Below are 19,091 nucleotides of genomic sequence, written 5' to 3' on the forward strand. Positions count from 1 at the left end.
ATGCATGTTATTTTTTTATAATTTCATTTTTAGGCGAATTAATTTTATGATAAAATAATAAAAGCTGTTTAAGTTCTCTATTTAAGAACAAAAACAGCTTTTAGATATATATATTAATATTTTCTTCTTTTAATAAATTGATTTAATCTATTGCTTTGCTTTCATTTGATATTTATCTGTAATTTTTACATTGTATTTTTCCTTTAAATCATTTATAAGTAAGTTTTGCTTTTCTGATGTTAAAGTACTTACTAAATCTGATTTTACTTCTTCAAATGGTTGATATTTTTCATCTGTTTTCTTAATTATATGGTATCCATAATCACTTTCTACAAGCTTACTAGATATTTCTCCTTTTTTCAAAGCAAATGCAGCTTTTTCAAAAGATTCTACCATTTGACCTTTTCCAAAAAATCCTAAATCTCCACCTGATTCTGCACTACTATCTTCAGAATACTTTTTAGCTAGAGTAGCAAAATCTTCTCCAGCTTCAGCTTTTTTAAGTATTTCTTCTGCTTGTTTTTTAAGTTCAGCTTTTTTACTATCACTGACTTGTTTACCTTTATCATCAACAGTTTTTATTAAAATATGTGAAGCTCTAACTTGTAAATAATTGCTCTTGTTTTTGTCATAATAACTTTGTGCATCTTTATCTGTTACTTTTGATGCTTCATTTAAGTATTTTGATGCTATTAGTTCTTTTTTCATATCGTCTTTTATATATTTCTCAGTCAAGTCAAATTGCTTTAGAAACTCTTCTTTTGTCATTCCCATCGCAGATTCTATGCTAGACATTAGATTATCATATTGAGAATTTAATTCGTCATTAGTTATGCTTATCTTTTCTTTTGCTGCTTCTGAAGATAATATATCTGATGTAATCATAGTCTCAATCATATTTGATTCATATGAACGTATTTCATCATCACTCATAGTATTTTTTGCATTTAAATAAAATAATGGCTCCATTCTTTTTCTTAACATTTCCCCTGTAATTTTTTTATCCCCAATAGTAGCTACTACTTCATTACTATTATAACGCTTTGAAGTGGCTGGTAATTTTCTTCCAGCTTCTTTTCCAGAGACATAGCCTCCACCCAAGCAAATTGCCCCTACTGCTACAATTGCTACAATTGCTTTAAGCTTTTTACTACTTAATTTTATTTCTCTTTTTTTGATTTTGTTATCAGTATTTTTTTCACCTGACACATCATCTTGTTTAGAACTTACATTTTCTGAATTTTTAATTTCATTCAATGTATTATCTTTTGAATTTTTTTCTTCAGACATTAATATCCTCCTTAAATTTAATTGTACAATACTTCACTTTTATTATTTTACATTAAAATAATATTAAATGTGTGAATCATAAATGAAACTCTCATGAATTTAAAATGAAATTAAATATTTCTTAAACTATATCTTATGAAATTTCTTCCTATTTTTGTATCTCCATACTTTAACATTTGTATAACTTCATTTTTTTCTTTTTGCAAATAAATAGAACATTCTTCTAAAGACTTAAATATCTCTAATACTTCGCCTTTTTTATTTACTAATTCAATCTTTTTCTTTCCACCTCTTTTGATTATAGACTTATATTTTTTAAAATATTCATCATATTCTTCATCAATACACTCAAACTTATAATTCATTTTTATTGTTTCAATCTTATCATTAGTTAAAATTTCATTTCTCTTTTTATCAGAAAGTCTTGTACTAAATATTTTGTCATTAAGAATATTAAATATCTCAGATGGAGATTTACTATTTTCTAGATAGCTCCACTCATTTTTACAGTATTCTTCTACATTTAACACTTTACTTAAATAATTTATAGCTTCTCCAAAGTAATCCATATATCCATATTTTAAATTTTCTCTTATGTAGCCAAGTGGTACCTTAAGATTTTTGCTACATTGAATATGAGTATCAAAAGTCTTCTCTTCTTTGGTATATAAGTTTATTGCTTTTATACTTCTTCCTCGTTTTATTTTTATTTCTTTTATGTAATTTAAATCTTCTTCTGTTAAATATTCATTTATACCAATTACTTGTTTTTCTTCAACTTCAGTAGTGTTTGTTACTAAAATATTATTTTCACTTCGGTCAATTTCTTCAAATTTTTTAGAATCTGTTTTTTTACTTTCAAGTGGTATTTCTTCTTTATTTAAGTTGATAGATTCATCAGCAATAAATACTTCTTTTTTATCTAATTCTATAGTATTTTTATTAATTAGTGTTTCTTCGCTATTTATACTTTTTTCTATTATTTCTATATCATCAATTATTAATTCTACTTTATTTAAAGTTGTATCATCATTATTAACTATTAATTCTTCTTTATCATTGTTGATTATCAATTCTTCTTCATATAAGACTTTATTTTTTTTATCACATACCACTTCTTCTTTGCGTAACACTTTATCTTCTTTATTAGACAAATATTCTTCTTGGTTTAAAGACTCATTTTCTTCACTTACAACTTCCTCTTTACAACATAATACCTTTTTTTCTTTATCAATTAAATTTTCTTCATACAAAATTTTTTCATTTTTTAATATTATTTCACCTTCTTCTTTTGCTGCCTCAACTTTTTGTCTCTTTTTCATAATACCAAACCACTTTTTTAACACTCAATGTTCCTCCTAATACTTTATCTACTCTTTATATTATCACATAAAATATTACTATTTTTAGCAATTCCTTAATTTTTAATTACTTGTCAAAAATTCATCAACATCTGTAACCATAAAACTTTTTTAAAACTTTCTTATCAGCCAAAAACATAGCCTTTATTTCATAGTAATTATATCATGTTTTTATAAAATATTATCTTTTTAAATTTTTTACTTTTTAATACTATTTAAGATACAATTTATAATATATTTTACCAAATAACAACAATACACTAACACAAGTGTGATAATACTAGATGTTGTAAACTATGGCCAGTAAAATAAGATACAATACTTTCTATTTATGGAGTAAAATTTATAAAAAATGTGAAACGTAAGCTTTACATACAATAAAGAATGGATTTAATTTATCACATAAGTTCTTAAAACTTCATATGACTAATTAAATCCATTGCAATCAACTTTAAACTATGCATTTGATTTTTTTATTATAAAAGGAATGGTTATAATTGTACCTACTAAAGCATCTACCATATCAATCATAGTATCTTCTAGTCCTCCAGCTTGTGTAGTAGTCCCAATAAAAGTATCCGTTAGAAATTCACCTATTTCCCACAAACTAGCCACTCCCATACTAAACATAAATACAAATATAACTAAAAATATTTTACTCATCTTACTTATATCTTTTTGTATATAAAAATATTTAATTGTAGAAAATGCTACAATACATGATATTATACCCGACCATAAATGTAAAAAATCATCATAATAATTTATGCCATAAAAATTAAAACAAGTACCTAATAATGATGCAAACATTATAAATAATACAAGCACAATATATAATTCATTGCTCAAAAGTCTTTTATTTTGCCTATTTAAAATACTTAATATAAAAGTACCAATTAAACTGATTGCTACTAAACCTACATTTCCAAAAGCTCTATTTGTAGCAAAAAATATGGCACATAAAACATATACTATATAAAGTAAAATGGTTATTGGCTTTAAAAGTTTATTCATAAATAATTTACCTTTCCAAAACATTCTATATTCTATAATAACTTAGGATTAACATCATTATCACCATAACCATAAAGTTTTAATGGCTTAAGTGCTGGGCCTTCAAGTATGTTTCCTTTATAGTCAAATCTTGAACCATGGCATGGACAATCCCATGTTTTTTCTTCACTATTAAAATTAAGTTCACATCCTAAATGAGTACATGTAGTATCTACAATATAAAAATCTCCTCTATCATCTTTATAAACACCATATCTTTTTCCATCTATATTAACAATCTTTCCTTCACCACTACTTTTAGGCATATCTCCACTACCTATTTTTAATTTTCCAGTTACATAATTCATCGCTACATTTGCATTTTCCTTTATAAAATCCATTGAAAAATAACTACCTAATCTCGATGGATTGAAAGTGTCCTTATAGTCAGAAGTTTTATTTATTATTAAATCTTTTATTATTATTCCTGCAGCAGTTCCATTAGTCATTCCCCATTTAGAAAATCCTGTAGCTACATAAATATTATTCTCCCTTTTATTGATATAACCTATATAAGGAACATTGTCAAAACTCATATTGTCTTGAGCAGACCATTTACATTTAAAGTCTTTTATCTTAAATACTTCTTTACCATAATGCTCTAAATCATCAAATATTTCTTCTTCAGTTCCACCTTGACCAACTTTGTGGTCTCCTCCTCCAAAGATTAATAGGTTATTATTTTCATCATTACATTGTCTAAAAGTTATTGATGGGTCATCTATACTTATAAATATACCCTCTGGCAATTCATTTTGTAGGACTGCAACCATTAAATAGGCACGTTCAGCATATTCCTTTGCAAAATAAAAATTCAACCCATCATACCATGGACTGTGAGATGAGATTATAACATTTTCAGCTTCTATTATATTATTATCTCCAGTCTTAACTCTACATATAGCTCCTTTTTCTAGGTCTACTATCGGCGTGTTTTCATATATTTTTAGCCCTAAATTTACTGCTACTTCTGCCAAACCATCAACATATTGTTTTGGATTAAATTGACCTTGATTAGAAAAATGAATAGCTCCTTTTACATCTAATGGAATATCATTTATAGTTTCATAATATTCGCAATCTATGCCTATTTTTTTACATGTACGGTATTCATCTTTAATATCCTTTATAGATTCTTCCTTTTCTGTAAAGACAAAAGATGGAATCCTTTGAAAATCACATTTTATATTATTTTCACTGATTATTTTCTCAATCAATTTTAAAGCTTCATTATTTGCATTATAATATGATTTAGCTTTATCTAATCCATATTTTTTCTCTATTTTAGAATATACTATATCATGTTGACAAGTTACTTTACCAGTATTTCTGCCTGAAGTTCCATATCCTACTTTATCAGCTTCAACAAGTGCTACTTTTTTACCTTCTTTTGCTAATAGATATGCAGTTGTTAAACCAGTTATTCCTCCTCCTACGACTAGACATTCTACTTTTATATTCTCGCCTAATTTTTCATATTCTTTGGGACTTGAATTTAAAATCCAATACGATTCATTCATTTTAAATACTCCTTTACATGTTAAATAAGAATAGTTTTTCCATCATAGGGTTTATTTATTATAAATAATATAAAAAAATAAATGCAAGACTATATATTATTTGTTTATCATTTTCTCAAAGATACTATAGTTAACCAATCTTATAGCATGCTTTAAAATTCTTTTGAGATTACTTTTAATTGATTTTTATTTAATGAACTTTATTTTTATCTCTATCAATTTATATGTCTATGAAATATATAGTTGATTTTTGTATAGTAATATATTACTATTGATATTACAGAGGGATTATGTAGTTAATGACACTAAAACAAATATTCAGAAAAAGTAAAATGGAGGTTTTATGAAAAACAAAATAATTATAGGCATTACTTGTTTATTTATATTGCTAATGTCTGGGTGTACTTCAAAACATACAACAGAAATAAATGTACTAGCCACTACCGATTTACATGGTAACATCCCTTATGAGTTAACTTCTTATGTAAGGGAACAAAGAGAAAAAGATAAAAATATAACTTTAGTAGATGCTGGAGACTTCTTTGACCGTGGAGTAGCTTTAGGAAGTAGTATGGATGATTATTCTAATGCTATGCTTAAAGATAACAACAACAAAACTGAAAGCTATATTGAAACTCCTATTTCAAAGGACATGAAAGAAGTCGGTTATGATGCTGTAGTTCTTGGTAATCATGAATTTATATCTCTTAATAAATTTCATTTAGACAATATGATATCTGATTTTGAAAAACAAAAAATAGATGTATTATCAGCTAATACTTATAAGAAAAATGGGGATAGCTATACAAAACCATACATAATAAAAAATATTGATACACCAGAAGGAAATGTAAAACTAGGAATTCTAGGACTTACTATAAAAGAAGTTGGTGAAGGAAAACAACTAAATGAAAATGGAGAACTTGTAGATTCTAAATCTTTAGAACTAAAAGACCAAGAAGGTTATAGTGGTGAACTATATATGAATGATTTAGTAGAAGATGCTAAAAAATGGGTAAAAATCATGGAAAAAGAAAGTCCAGATATAATAGTAGCTGTTGCGCACACAGGTGAAAGACCTAAAAATCCTAAAAATCCAGGCAATAGAATACAAGATTTAGCTCAACAAGTTGATGGTATTGATGCGATAGTTGCAGGGCATAATCATGTTCAAATTGAACAACACGATTATAAAAACACATTGGGAGAAAAGGTTATAGTTACTGAACCAGGAAAGCATGGAGAATGTATTTCTAAAATTAACTTTAAATTAGAAAAAAATAACGATAAATGGAGTGTAGTTGACAAATCCAGTGAGTTAGTTAAATTTGAGAAAAATAAAGAAGATGAGAAATTTGGACAATTTGTTTCTTCACTTATGAAAGCTAGTGAAAACAATAATGAAATAAGACTGGCAAAAGTAATGCCGCCTGAATGGGATAAAATATTTATCTTTAAGTCTAGAACATCAGCAAACGATATATATAAAGCTGTAGGATATAAATGGAGAAATATATCTTCTCCAAAAGATAGAGATATGCTACAAATTGTCGTTATGAAGAATAATAAACCTGTTACTTATCTATATGGAGAATCAGAGCTTATGCCATTTAATATAAAATGTGATGAATCAGAGTACAAAAACAATGTTGTGACTATTTATCCTAATAAAAATGATAAATTCAAAGTTATAAAAGGTGAAAGAAAATACAATATTAATTTAGAACATATAGAGTAGAGTTTTATTTATACAGTTTCTTAAATATTATAATCTCATAATAAACATATTTTTTAATTTTTTCTTATAATAATTACTATTTTTTTAACATCAATTGAATTGTAAAACATAATAGTTGAAAGTATTATACTATTAATGTAAAATTTATAAAACATGATGTATAACTAAGAAAAAGGAGCTTTTAATTATGGTTCTAAAAATAAGCTTTGGTGGAAATTATCATTTTGATTATATATATGTTCCCAGTGAAATTAATTTAAAAAAAGATAAAATTAGAGATGGTTTTTACAATTGGATTGACAATACAGAAGATGAGCACCCTTTTTGGGAGTACGAAAAAGGTGTAAGAATTGGATTAAACTATAGAGGGGATGCTATTGTATATTGGCTTAACAACTATATCCTAAAAGACACAAAATATAAGTCAAGGCTAATTGAAAGTTTTTCAAGTAAAAAGCTATACTATGACTTAGTTATAAAGCTATAAAGCATTACAAATAACTATAAAATAGATATTCTCATCTGATTTAAAAATTTGACAATGAAATACCCTATAGTTTAAGTAAATTTTTTTAAATAATAAAAACTGACTGTCAGTTAAATGTCAGTCAGTTATTTTATAATAATTTCATTTAAATATATCTAAAATTATCCCTTTTAATACTACTCTATCTATCATTTCCAGATAAAATAGTTCATTTAAATTAATTTTAATACACCCTACTAAGTCTATCTTCAAGATTAGTTTGAACAAGTCCTAATATAAGATTTACAATCCAATATACAACTATTACACAAGTAAAAGCTTCCAAATACTTATAACTTGCTGCTTCTGAAACTTTATGTTAGCAATTTGCTTAAAGGTTTTCATTTCTATAAATTTCCAAACAATACATTTATTAAAAAAAAGTGAGTAAACTCTGTATATTAGACTTAACTCACTTTTTTGTATAAACCCTTATCTTAGGATAATTCAGTAATCTATTAAATTTTATAAAACGACCTATTTTTAGCTATTAAATACTCTTTGGTTATTATGCGCTTTGATTTAGTGGTTTTTTAAGTAGTGCTAAAAGCATCATTCCAACTACAGCACCTACAATTATAGCCACTATATATCCAAGTGGATGAGTAACTACTGGTATAACAAATACTCCTCCATGAGGTGCACGAAGAGCTGCATTAAATAGCATACTAAGTGCTCCTGCTACTGCTGAACCTCCAATACAAGCTGGTATAACATGAAGTGGGTCTCCAGCTGCAAAAGGTATTGCTCCCTCTGTTACAAATGATAACCCCATTACATAGTTAACTTTACCAGACTCTCTTTCTTCTTTTGTAAATCTATTTTTGAAGAATGTAGTTGCAAGAGCTATAGCAAGTGGAGGAACCATACCACCAGCCATTACTGCTGCCATTATTTCAAATTGCCCTGATTCAAGAGATGCTACACCAAATACATAAGCTGCTTTATTCACAGGTCCACCCATATCTACAGCCATCATTCCACCCAACACTAATCCTAAAACTATTTTTGAAGTTCCACCTAAACTATTTAGGAATCCAACCATAGCATTATTAATTGCTGTAACTGGAGGTATTACTAGAAATGTCATTATAACGCCCATCAAAAGAGTTCCAAATAAAGGATATAATAATACTGGTTTTATTCCTTCTAATGAAGTTGGTAATTCATTAAATATTTTCTTAAGTCCTTCTACCAAATATCCTGCTATAAAACCTGCAAGTAATGCTCCTAGAAAACCTGAACCACCATCTCCTGCAAGAGCTCCTCCCACAAAACCAACAACAAATGCAGGTCTATCAGATATAGAATATGCTATATAACCTGCAAGTACAGGTAACATAAATCCAAATGCTTTATCTCCAATTCCCTTAAAAAATGCTGCTATTGGTGTATTTGAACCGAAATGTGAAGGGTCAATAGAGTAATCATCAAGTAAGAATGCCAAAGCTATAAGTATACCTCCACCAATAACAAATGGCAACATATTAGACACACCATTCATTAAATGCTTGTAGACTTTTCTAAATCCACTTTCGTTTTCTTCACTTGATTCGTTGTGACTTCCTTCTTCTCCATGATAAATTGGAGCATCTCCATTTACAGCTTTATCTATAAGTTCTTCCGCTTTGTGTATACCATCAGCAACCTTAGTTTTTATAACTTTTTTGCCATTAAATCTGGCCATTTCAACATTTTTATCTGCTGCTACTATTATACATGTAGCATTTTCTATCTCTTCTTTTGTAAGTCTATTCTTAACACCTGCTGAACCATTAGTTTCTACTTTTATAGAGATACCTTTACTTTCAGCCATTTTATTTAAACTTTCAGCTGCCATAAATGTATGTGCTATTCCTGTTGGACACGCTGTTACTGCTAAAACTTGAGGATACTTACTAATATTTTTATCTTTATTATTTAAAACATCCTCTTTACTAATTTCTTCATCCTGATATTCTTCACTGAATTTTTCTCTTTCTTTTTTATCTATTATTTCTTTGAATTCTCTTGCTGAATTTGAATTTATAAGTTTATTTCTAAAATCTTCATCCATAAGTATTGTAGATAATCTAGATAATACTTCAAGATGTGTATTATTAGCTCCATCTGGTGCAGCTATCATAAAAAATAAATTTGACAAACTTCCATCAAAAGATTCATAATCTATACCTTCCTTTGATACAGCTGCTGCTATACAAGCTTTAGTAACTGCTGTAGTCTTAGCATGAGGAATAGCTACACCTTCTCCAATTCCTGTTGTACTCATCTCTTCACGGGCTAAAATTGCTTTCTTATAATTTTCTTTATCATTTAAATTACCACTATTTTCAACTAAATCAACTAGTTCTTCTATTACTTCTGGTTTATTTTTTGACTTTAAATTTAATTTAATTGATTTTTCATCTAATAAATCTATAATTTTCATAAGTTCTCATTTCCTCTCTATATATTTTTTAGGTTATTTTTAAAATCTTTTAACAGATATTTCGTTTACTAATTTATCAATATATTTTCTTTCAGCTAAATCATATGAAAAAGCAGTTGCACTTCCTGAAGCTGCACCTAATTTAAGAGCATAATCATATTCACCAGTACTTAGATATCCAGATATAAACCCTGCTACCATAGAATCTCCTGCTCCTGCAGAATTTTTTACAGTTCCTTTTGGTACATCACTTATAAATACTTCATTATCTTCTGTAATCAGTAATGCACCATCTTTACCCATTGACACTAAAACATTTACAGCTCCCATTTCTTTTAACTTTTTAGCATACTTTACTATATCTTCATTTGAATTTAATTTAACACCAAACATTTCCTCTAGCTCATCATTATTAGGTTTAATTAGGAAAGGCTTATATTTTAATACATTAAGAAGAAGATTTTTTGTTGCATCTACAACAATTTTTATATTCTTTTCTTCTAGTCTAGACATTATATTTTCATATAATTTTTCATCTAAAGTAGATGGTATACTACCTGCCAATATTAAAATATCATCTTGATTTAATTTATCAAGTTTTTTATATAATAGGTTGATGTATTCATCACTTATATTGGGTCCTTGTCCATTAATTTCGGTTTCCTCTGACACTTTTATTTTTACATTTATTCTTGAAAAACCGTTTTTCAATTTTATAAAGTCTGTTTTTAATTTTTTTTCCTCCAATGTTTTTACTATATATTCACCAGTAAAACCACTTATAAAACCTAATGATGTATTGTCATGTCCAAGTTCTTTAAGTATACAAGACACATTTATACCTTTTCCTCCTGGATAAACGTATTCTTCATTTACACGATTTGTATTTCCTGTATTTAATTCATCTAATTTAACTATATAATCTATTGATGGATTTAATGTTACTGTATAAATCATTTTGCCACCTCTTTTTATTTATTTATCTTATGTTTATATCTTAACTCCATATTAATATCCCTGAAAGTCAAAAAATTTCTCTTAATTAAAAGAGAAATTTATCGTTTTTATCTTATTTAGTTTTATATTATCCAAATTTGCATGTGTATATACAACACTATGTTCTATATATATCTATTTAAACATGTTTACAAATTTTTCAAAATTGCTATTTTCACATATACTTATAACTTTCGCTATGGAGTCTACTCTTTTGTATATGTTTGAAAATATAACTTCATAATCTAATATTTTATCTTTATCAAGTGCCAACATTATTATTAAGCGCACATCTGATATTTCCCAAGCAATTGGTTTTTTTAGTATTCCAATTGCTATTTTATTATCATAAACCTTTCCAATAGCTCCATGTGGTATAGATACCATGTTGCCTATTTCTGTTGTTGCTATTTTTTCTCTCTCAAAGTAAGAGTTTTTCATGTCATCATCTATATAACCTTTTTGTACAAGTTCACTTGCCATAAAATCAATAACTTCTTCTTTATATTTAAAATCTAAGTCAGTAAAAAACAACGCACTATCAAATAAGTTTTTTATATCTAAATCCAAATATACATTTCCTGTTTCTATATATTTTTCAATTAATTTAATTTCCTTTTCACTCAACATTGGAGAGATGTTTATTACTGGTATATCACCTATTTCAATAGGTACAGTAGATATTACAAAATCAACATCTATAACCTTTACATATTCAACTAGATATGAAGGAATAACCTTTAATATTTCTAGCTTTTCTCTAAATATATTCTCTAATTTAGCTTTTATTAACATTGAGGTACCTATACCTGATGTACAAACTATTATCGCTTTGAAAACCTTATCTTTATTATTATAGGATGCCCTCTCAATAGCACCTCCTATATGTAGAGCTATATTTGCAACTTCATCTTCGTTGATTTCTATTTTTAAATCTTGTTCTATTGTTTTTTTAGCTATATTAGCTAACTCAAAGGCAAAAGGATACTTTATTTTAATATCTTGTGCTATTATAGGCGATTGATTCATGCCTAACTTTATTTTCTTACACAAGCTACTAATATGCTTATATAAATATTCTTCAAATATATCATCATGGCTTATATCTATTGACGTAGCTAGCTTTAAATTTTTACAAAACGTTCTTATCGAATTTATTATAATCTCTTTGTTCTGTTCATTTTCCAATATTGAACTTCTTTTGTTGCTATAAGTTTCTACATAGTCCTTTATAAACTCTCTTTCATCATACTTATGCCTGCTCAAAATAACTAATATATTATTTAATACATTCTTAAATTCTATATCAGTTAGTACTAATCCATTTTCATTTAATGCGTCTAATAGTATTTTTTTTATTATTAACTTTTTTTCTTTTATATCGTCATTTAAAAAATCATTTAGACTGAGTTGGTTGTCTCTCTTATTACTTAAATCAATTATACAATTTAATATCTTATCTTCATTTTCAGAGATACATATACCTTGTTTATGCTTAGATTTAACAGAAATTGAATACTTATCAAATATCCTCTTGACTTCTTTTAAGTCATTTTTTACTGTTGAAACACTTACATACATAGAATCTGCTAAATCTTCAAGCCTTATAGTATTTTTTTCTTCATTGCTTAAAGTTAGTATTTTTCTGATTATATATTCTACCCTATCTACATCATCATAAAGGTTACTATTTAAATTCACTTCATCAAAGCTTCCCTCTAACTTATAACCAACACCTCTTATTGATAAAATTTTACCATTTTTAAGCTGTTTGTTAATATCCTTTATTTCATTTTGTATAGTCTTTGAAGAACACCCTATTTCTTGGCTTAAGGCAAGTCCACTCATTGTATCTTTTGAATTTAACAGTATCTTTATTATATTTATCTGTCTAGCTGTTATATTTAAACTCATAAAATCACCTTTTACTCTAGATATTGATTTCTCAATTTTTTTATCTCTTCTTTATTTAAATTAAATTCTCCATATAGATACTCTTCTACACTATTGTATTCCTCATCAATTCTTCTAAAGGCTGTATTCATATATTCTTCATTTACACCAAATATATAATTTAATCTTTCTTTTGGAATATCTTTAAATTTAGGCTTACATTCTATAAACCTTTCTATTTCCTTATCTGCAAACTCATTGCTTTTTAGATAATCTTTCATTATATTTTCTCTTGATACACCCAAAATCATAAGAATTATAGCACTTCCTACACCAGTTCTATCCTTACCAGCTGTACAATGATTTAGTACTGGCAAATTAGAGTAATCTTTTATAAGTTCTACTAGCTTTTTATATGAAGGATTATTTACAGGTAGATTATAGTAGCTATTATTTAGCATATTAAACGCACCATCTTTTTCAAATAAACTCTCAATCATATCTTCGATAGAGCCAAAACGACCTCCTGATTCTTCTAATTCTCTCATTGCTGGAATTCTTATATTTTTTATATTTGATATTATTGTTGATGGATGTTTACGTGCCTCTTCATCACTCCTATAATCAAATACATATTTGATATTTAAGTCTTTTAAAATCTTTATATCATTCCTACTCAAATTTGACAACTTTGCAGACCTATAAAATAAACCATACTTTACAGTTCTACCATCCTCTGTTTTATTTCCACCTAAATCTCTAAAGTTTTTCATCTTACCACCTCTTAAAAATTCTCTATCATATGATAAGTTATCTACTATATTTAGCTCAAACATTATAAATTAATTTTATCACAATTTTATGCTATTTATTTAAAATATTTTTTCGTATTTGCTTAATAATTTTAAAATACAAAAGTATATCTTTATACAAAATTAACCTAAATTTTACATAATTTATTTACTACATAGAAGCTTTATAGTTTATAATCAATATACAGTAGTATATTTTATACAAATAAGACCATATTTAGAATAATATCAAATACATTGGAGGTTTTATATTATGGACATTCAAAAGCAAAAGAGCTTTATAATTAAATTTACATATGTAGTTTTAATAGCAAGTATTATATATGTTGTCTTAAAATTCTTATTTCCATTATTAATGCCTTTTGTGATTAGTTTTATCATTGCCTTTATTTTAAGACCTATTATAAAACTTATTACAGATAATACAAACTTAAACCGTACATTTATTTCTGCGGTAGTACTTTTAGCCTTTTATGGATTAGGAATATTTTTATTAGTTAGTTTTGGTGCAAAAATATTTGCAAGTATAAGCGACATATTTTTTAGACTTCCTGATATATATAAATCAGGTATACAGCCAACATTAAACACCTTATTTTCTAAGATAGATGCTAGTACACCTAATGTTAATCTAGCATTGATACTTGGTTGGGATAATATCAGTCAATCTATGATGTCTTTAGTTGCCTCTATTTCAACAAATGCACTTAATGCTATTGCAAGTATTGCAAGTAAAACACCTGCATTTATGTTGAAACTTATTATAACTTTAATTGCTTCTTTCTTCTTTACATTTGACTATCAAAAAATAGTGAACTTTATTTTAAGACAGTTTCCAGAAAAAAGTCAGACAATGATAATCAATATAAAAAATAGTAGTATCAATGCTATTTTAAAATTGTTAAAAGCATATGCCATACTACTATCAGTAACATTTGTAGAACTTCTTATTGGTCTTAATATCCTACAAGTTGAAAATGCATTTACTATATCTGTCATAGTTGCGCTTGTCGATATTTTACCAGTATTAGGCACAGGAAGTATCTTAACTCCTTGGATGATTATTTCATTAATCAATGGAAATATACATTTGGCAATAGGGCTTTTAATACTATACATCATCATAACTGTTGTTAGACAAATATTAGAACCAAAAGTAGTAGGACAACAAATTGGTCTGTATCCTTTAATAACACTAATGTGTATGTTTGTTGGTGCTCAACTATTTGGAATAGCTGGATTATTTGGCTTTCCTATTGCAGCTACAATCATTAAAAATCTACATGATAATGGGATTATTACTGCATTTAAATAACTTAAAATAGTGAGATATGTATTATACATCTCACTATTTTTCTACTTTGCACATATAGTATCAATCATTTCTTTATATTCATTTTCATTATTTAAAAAATCAATATTTTTAAATTTTTTTCGCATCTTTTCTTTAATTTCCAATGAATAAGATATCGTATATGGAAGAAATCTCTCTATTTTTTTTATATATTCTATAGAAAAAAATTCAGCATTATAAGCTATAGAAAACAAAATCAACATTAAACAATCATTTTTTATCATGTCTGTTATAGCTTCATTTCTACTGTTAATTTTAAAGTTTTCTATTAATTCAATAGTAAAGTTTATTAACTTATTTGCAATTTCATCCAATAAACCCTTTTTTGACATCTCTGTCATAATAGTCTTATGATTACACTTTAAATCTTCTTTTATATCCTGTAAATCATCAGATATTTGTAATAAAAATCCATAACCAATACAAAACTTTACCTCTTCATTTGTCATAAGCCCATTTATTAAATATCCATCTACTAAAACAGATGAACCTCCCTTTTCAATAGAAATAGATAATATTTCGTCTTTATGCAAATAAGTCTCCTTATCCTGCTGTTTTAAACTCTTTACTTGGCTTTCAAATATTAATAACAATGACTCATATATTTCTTTAAAATCTTCTCTAGGATAAACCTCTTCAATATAATCTATCATCTGAGATACTTTACTTTCATGACAGTTATTAGGTTTAATTTTTTCTCCTAAGAGTCTTTTTTCTAACCAACGATTGAATAAGGCTTTATCCATTTCATTTGTCTTTGTATTATCTAAATAATTGTCTGTATATGGATATAACATACTATATGCAAAACTTGCTTTTGAATAATAGACATCTTTTCCAAATAATAATTGCAGTGCATTTAAAATCCATACATTTCTCATGGCCTGCATAATATCTTCTATAGGTAAATCATCATCAAATCCTCTAGCATCTCTGATAAATTGTTTTGTTATTTCTAAGAATTTTTTTCTATCTTCTACATTCATTTTCTCTAATTTAAAAATATTCTCTTTTTCTAGTGTTTTTTGCAAAAAAGCTTCACCTTTTTTTATCCACATTTTTCTTAGAACAACATCACTTGGACACTTTTCTAAGTGAACTGATACTTTATCTATCAATTTATCTAATTCGCCTTCACACTTTTTTTGTGAATCTTCACTATATGTTTCTATTTCTTTACATAATTCGATACTTGAATTATTCCATAGATCTTTACATTTGTCACAATAGCATTTAAATATATAATTTAATCTCATTTGACATCCCTACTTTCATGTCTAAACTATACCCTATATTATATCAGTACATATAACTAATATATAGTTAAAGTTATGATTGTGTATAATATTGCCATGAAAACTATTTATTTTTTCAACTTAGCTAAGGCTTCTGCAAATGGATTATTAAATACTTCTTGATTTTTATTTTGATTTTTTAGATATTGATTAACATCTTTCTTTGATGCTTTCTTTTTTTCCTCTTGTTTTCTTTTATTAAAAGAGGATAATTTTTCCCTGTACCCACAACTACAAGTAAATATTCTTCCTTCACCTTCACCACGAAGTTCTAATTTTTTATGACAATTAGGGCATCTTGAATTAGTTGTTTGTGATATGGTTTTTCTAGTATTACACTCTCTATCTTCACAAATTAACATTTTACCTTTCTTACCATTTACCTCTAGCATAAATTTACCACATTCTGGGCATCTATTTTTAGTTAAATTATCATGTTTAAATTTGCTATCACTACTTTTTACTTCTAATACAATAGCTTTTGAATAATCCTTCATATCATTTATAAATGTATTTTTATTAAGCTTCCCTTTTGAAATATCTAATAATTTCTTTTCCCACGATGCTGTAAGTTCTGGTGTCTTTAAGTCCACAGGAACTAAATCTAACAGTTGTTTTCCTTTTGATGTTATATATATATCTTTATTTTTCTTTTCCATCAAAAATGAATTGAATAATTTTTCTATTATATCTGCTCTAGTAGCAACTGTACCAAGTCCACTTTTCTCCATAGATGTTAAAAGTGTAGCCTCATTTAAGTATGGTGGTGGATTTGTCCTTCCTGAAGTCATCTTCAAGCTTTTAACTTTAAGAATATCTTTTTCCAACACATTTGGAATGCTTTCATATTCATCTTCATCATCCATATCTTTATAGCTTTCTTTCCAACCTAGATTTATTACTTTATTGCCTTTGGCTTTAAATGTCTCGCCCTCTATAGTTGCACTTATAGTTGTCTGTTCATATTCAAAGGGAGGACTTAATACTGCCAAAAACCTTTTTACGACAAGATTATATATTTTTCTTTCTTTATCTGTAAAATCACTCATAAACACTTTTTGCTCTGTTGGTATTATGGCATGATGGTCTGTTACTTTTGAATTATCAACAAAAGACTTATTAGATACAATATTACTTTTTAATAACTTATTACAAACCTTCGAATAATCACTAACATTTACAGCTTTTATTCTATCTTTTAATGTCCCAACAATATCCGAAGTTAGATACCTAGAATCAGTTCTAGGATAAGTAAGTACCTTATGGTGTTCATATAGTTTTTGCATTATAGATAATGTTTCTTTTGCTGAAAATCCAAACATTTTATTTGCATCTCTTTGTAATTCTGTTAAATCATAAAGCGCAGGTGAATATTTTTTCTTATATGATTTATTTACTTCAGATATTTTAACATCTAAATCTTTTACTTTTTTTGATACACCTTCCATCTTTTCTTTACTAAAAGTTGAGGAATTATTATTTTTATCATTCCAAATAAACTTTATATCTGAGTTGCCCTTTGTTGCAATTATCTCCAATCCATAATATTCTTTAGGTTTAAAATTTCTTATTTCTTCTTCTCTTTTCAATATCATAGCAAGAGTAGGAGTCTGCACTCTTCCACAAGAAAGCTGTGCGTTATACTTTGTTGTTAAAGCTCTAGTTGCATTTATTCCAATAATCCAATCGGCTTCTGCTCGTGCTATTGCTGAATAGTACAAATTTTCATATTCTTTACCACTTTTTAGTTTTGCAAAACCTTCTTTTATTGCTTTATCTGTACTTGAAGAAATCCAAAGACGTTTTAAAGGTTTTTTTACTTGAGATTTCTCTATTATCCATCTTGCTACAAGTTCTCCTTCTCTCCCTGCATCTGTTGCTATAACTATTTCATCTATATCATTTCTGTTCATTTGAGCCTTCACTGTATTAAACTGCTTTCCACTTTTTTTTATTACAACAGTCTTTAGATACTTAGGAAGTATTGGTAAATCTTCTAAACTCCATGATTTGTATCTTTCTCCATAACTTTCAGGGTCAGCAAGTGTAACCAAATGACCTAGTGCCCAGGTAACAATATACTTTGGTCCCTCTATATATCCATTTTTTTCATTTTTTGAACCCAAAACTTTTGCTATATCTCTTCCCACAGAAGGTTTTTCTGCTAGTACTAATATTTTTCCCATTTTAAAATACTTCCTTTCTCTTTCTCCAATCTTACACTACACTTAAAAGCTAAATAAATATACTTTTTCTTAACATTGTAACTATAATATTACCATAATTAAATCAATTCTAATTAATTATTTAATATTTTCTTCTTTTTTTATCACAAACCTATATTTAATTTGATTTACACACCTACTATCCTATTTATTTTTACGTATATTATTTAAATTTGTAAGTTTATAATTCGTAATTAGACTTATATTTTTATATTTTTTTCCTGTTTTTAAATTTTTTAGTTGACAAAACACAAAACCTTATATTAATATTATTAATACAATAAGCTATGACAAATCAATATCCGGTTAAGATTTTATAGAAGAGTTGCCATATGGCACACCGAAGGAGTAACACTCTCAGGTACTTTTTTAAAGTAGGACTGTAAAATTTACGGAACTCTGGAGAGACCCATTATGGGCGCCGAAGGGGCAAGGCATTTGTGCTCAATCTCTCAGGCAAAAGGACAGGGATTATCTACCAAAACTAGTATTATTAATACTTTTATTTTGGTTGCTAATTAGTGTATATCCAGAGCTGAATCTATTTTAGATTTAGCTTTTTTTATTACACTAGAAATTATTAATAAATTATACTAATTT

General features: G+C 27.0%; 13 protein-coding genes and 1 riboswitch. Of the genes, 3 read left to right on the top strand and 10 right to left on the bottom strand.

What is annotated here, in order from left to right; genetic code table 11:
* Nucleotides 1-147 precede the first annotated feature (147 nt).
* The 4 genes from IC174_RS09205 to IC174_RS09220 form a co-directional block, all read right to left on the bottom strand.
* Nucleotides 148-1,290: a peptidylprolyl isomerase gene (locus IC174_RS09205; RefSeq protein ID WP_227482760.1), complete on the bottom strand. Its 1,143-nt coding sequence runs from the start codon at nucleotides 1,288-1,290 to the stop codon at nucleotides 148-150.
* A gap of 110 nt (nucleotides 1,291-1,400) precedes the next feature.
* Entirely contained in the window at nucleotides 1,401-2,636 is a 1,236-nt protein-coding gene (locus IC174_RS09210; protein WP_227482761.1) for a hypothetical protein, read from the bottom strand.
* Between the two features lie 471 nt (nucleotides 2,637-3,107).
* Entirely contained in the window at nucleotides 3,108-3,665 is a 558-nt protein-coding gene (locus IC174_RS09215) for a hypothetical protein (protein WP_227482762.1), read from the bottom strand.
* 32 nt (nucleotides 3,666-3,697) lie between these two features.
* Nucleotides 3,698-5,224, bottom strand: coding sequence for an FAD-dependent oxidoreductase (locus IC174_RS09220; RefSeq protein ID WP_227437305.1), 1,527 nt, complete (start codon nucleotides 5,222-5,224; stop codon nucleotides 3,698-3,700).
* A 343-nt stretch (nucleotides 5,225-5,567) separates the two neighbouring features.
* On the opposite strand from IC174_RS09220, the gene IC174_RS09225 reads away from it, so the two are divergent.
* Together IC174_RS09225 and IC174_RS09230 are read left to right on the top strand one after the other, a co-directional pair.
* Nucleotides 5,568-6,962, top strand: coding sequence for a metallophosphoesterase (locus IC174_RS09225; protein WP_227482763.1), 1,395 nt, complete (start codon nucleotides 5,568-5,570; stop codon nucleotides 6,960-6,962).
* Nucleotides 6,963-7,149: 187 nt separating this feature from the next.
* On the top strand, nucleotides 7,150-7,449 hold the full coding sequence (locus tag IC174_RS09230) for a hypothetical protein (RefSeq protein ID WP_227482764.1): 300 nt from the start codon (nucleotides 7,150-7,152) through the stop codon (nucleotides 7,447-7,449).
* A 547-nt stretch (nucleotides 7,450-7,996) separates the two neighbouring features.
* Here IC174_RS09230 and IC174_RS09235 read toward each other — a convergent pair.
* From IC174_RS09235 to IC174_RS09250, 4 genes are all read right to left on the bottom strand, one after another.
* Nucleotides 7,997-9,916: a PTS fructose transporter subunit IIABC gene (locus IC174_RS09235; protein WP_227482765.1), complete on the bottom strand. Its 1,920-nt coding sequence runs from the start codon at nucleotides 9,914-9,916 to the stop codon at nucleotides 7,997-7,999.
* 39 nt (nucleotides 9,917-9,955) lie between these two features.
* Nucleotides 9,956-10,873, bottom strand: coding sequence for a 1-phosphofructokinase (gene pfkB, locus IC174_RS09240; protein WP_227482766.1), 918 nt, complete (start codon nucleotides 10,871-10,873; stop codon nucleotides 9,956-9,958).
* Nucleotides 10,874-11,047: 174 nt separating this feature from the next.
* A complete protein-coding gene (locus IC174_RS09245) occupies nucleotides 11,048-12,826 on the bottom strand; it encodes a BglG family transcription antiterminator (protein ID WP_227482767.1) in 1,779 nt (592 codons plus the stop codon).
* Between the two features lie 11 nt (nucleotides 12,827-12,837).
* Nucleotides 12,838-13,578, bottom strand: a complete 741-nt coding sequence (locus tag IC174_RS09250; protein ID WP_227835379.1) for a tyrosine-protein phosphatase — start codon at nucleotides 13,576-13,578, stop codon at nucleotides 12,838-12,840.
* A 292-nt stretch (nucleotides 13,579-13,870) separates the two neighbouring features.
* On the opposite strand from IC174_RS09250, the gene ytvI reads away from it, so the two are divergent.
* Nucleotides 13,871-14,932, top strand: coding sequence for a sporulation integral membrane protein YtvI (gene ytvI, locus IC174_RS09255; RefSeq protein ID WP_227437315.1), 1,062 nt, complete (start codon nucleotides 13,871-13,873; stop codon nucleotides 14,930-14,932).
* A gap of 41 nt (nucleotides 14,933-14,973) precedes the next feature.
* On the opposite strand, the gene IC174_RS09260 is transcribed toward ytvI, so the two are convergent.
* Both IC174_RS09260 and IC174_RS09265 read right to left on the bottom strand, forming a co-directional pair.
* Entirely contained in the window at nucleotides 14,974-16,227 is a 1,254-nt protein-coding gene (locus IC174_RS09260) for a flagellar protein FliS (RefSeq protein WP_227482769.1), read from the bottom strand.
* A 107-nt stretch (nucleotides 16,228-16,334) separates the two neighbouring features.
* Complete coding sequence (locus IC174_RS09265) at nucleotides 16,335-18,452, bottom strand: DNA topoisomerase III (protein WP_227437319.1); 2,118 nt, start codon at nucleotides 18,450-18,452, stop codon at nucleotides 16,335-16,337.
* Between the two features lie 428 nt (nucleotides 18,453-18,880).
* Nucleotides 18,881-18,969, top strand: a riboswitch (glycine riboswitch).
* The last annotated feature ends 122 nt before the right edge of the window (nucleotides 18,970-19,091 follow it).

This window comes from Clostridioides sp. ES-S-0001-03 (assembly GCF_020676075.1).
GTDB lineage: Bacteria > Bacillota > Clostridia > Peptostreptococcales > Peptostreptococcaceae > Clostridioides.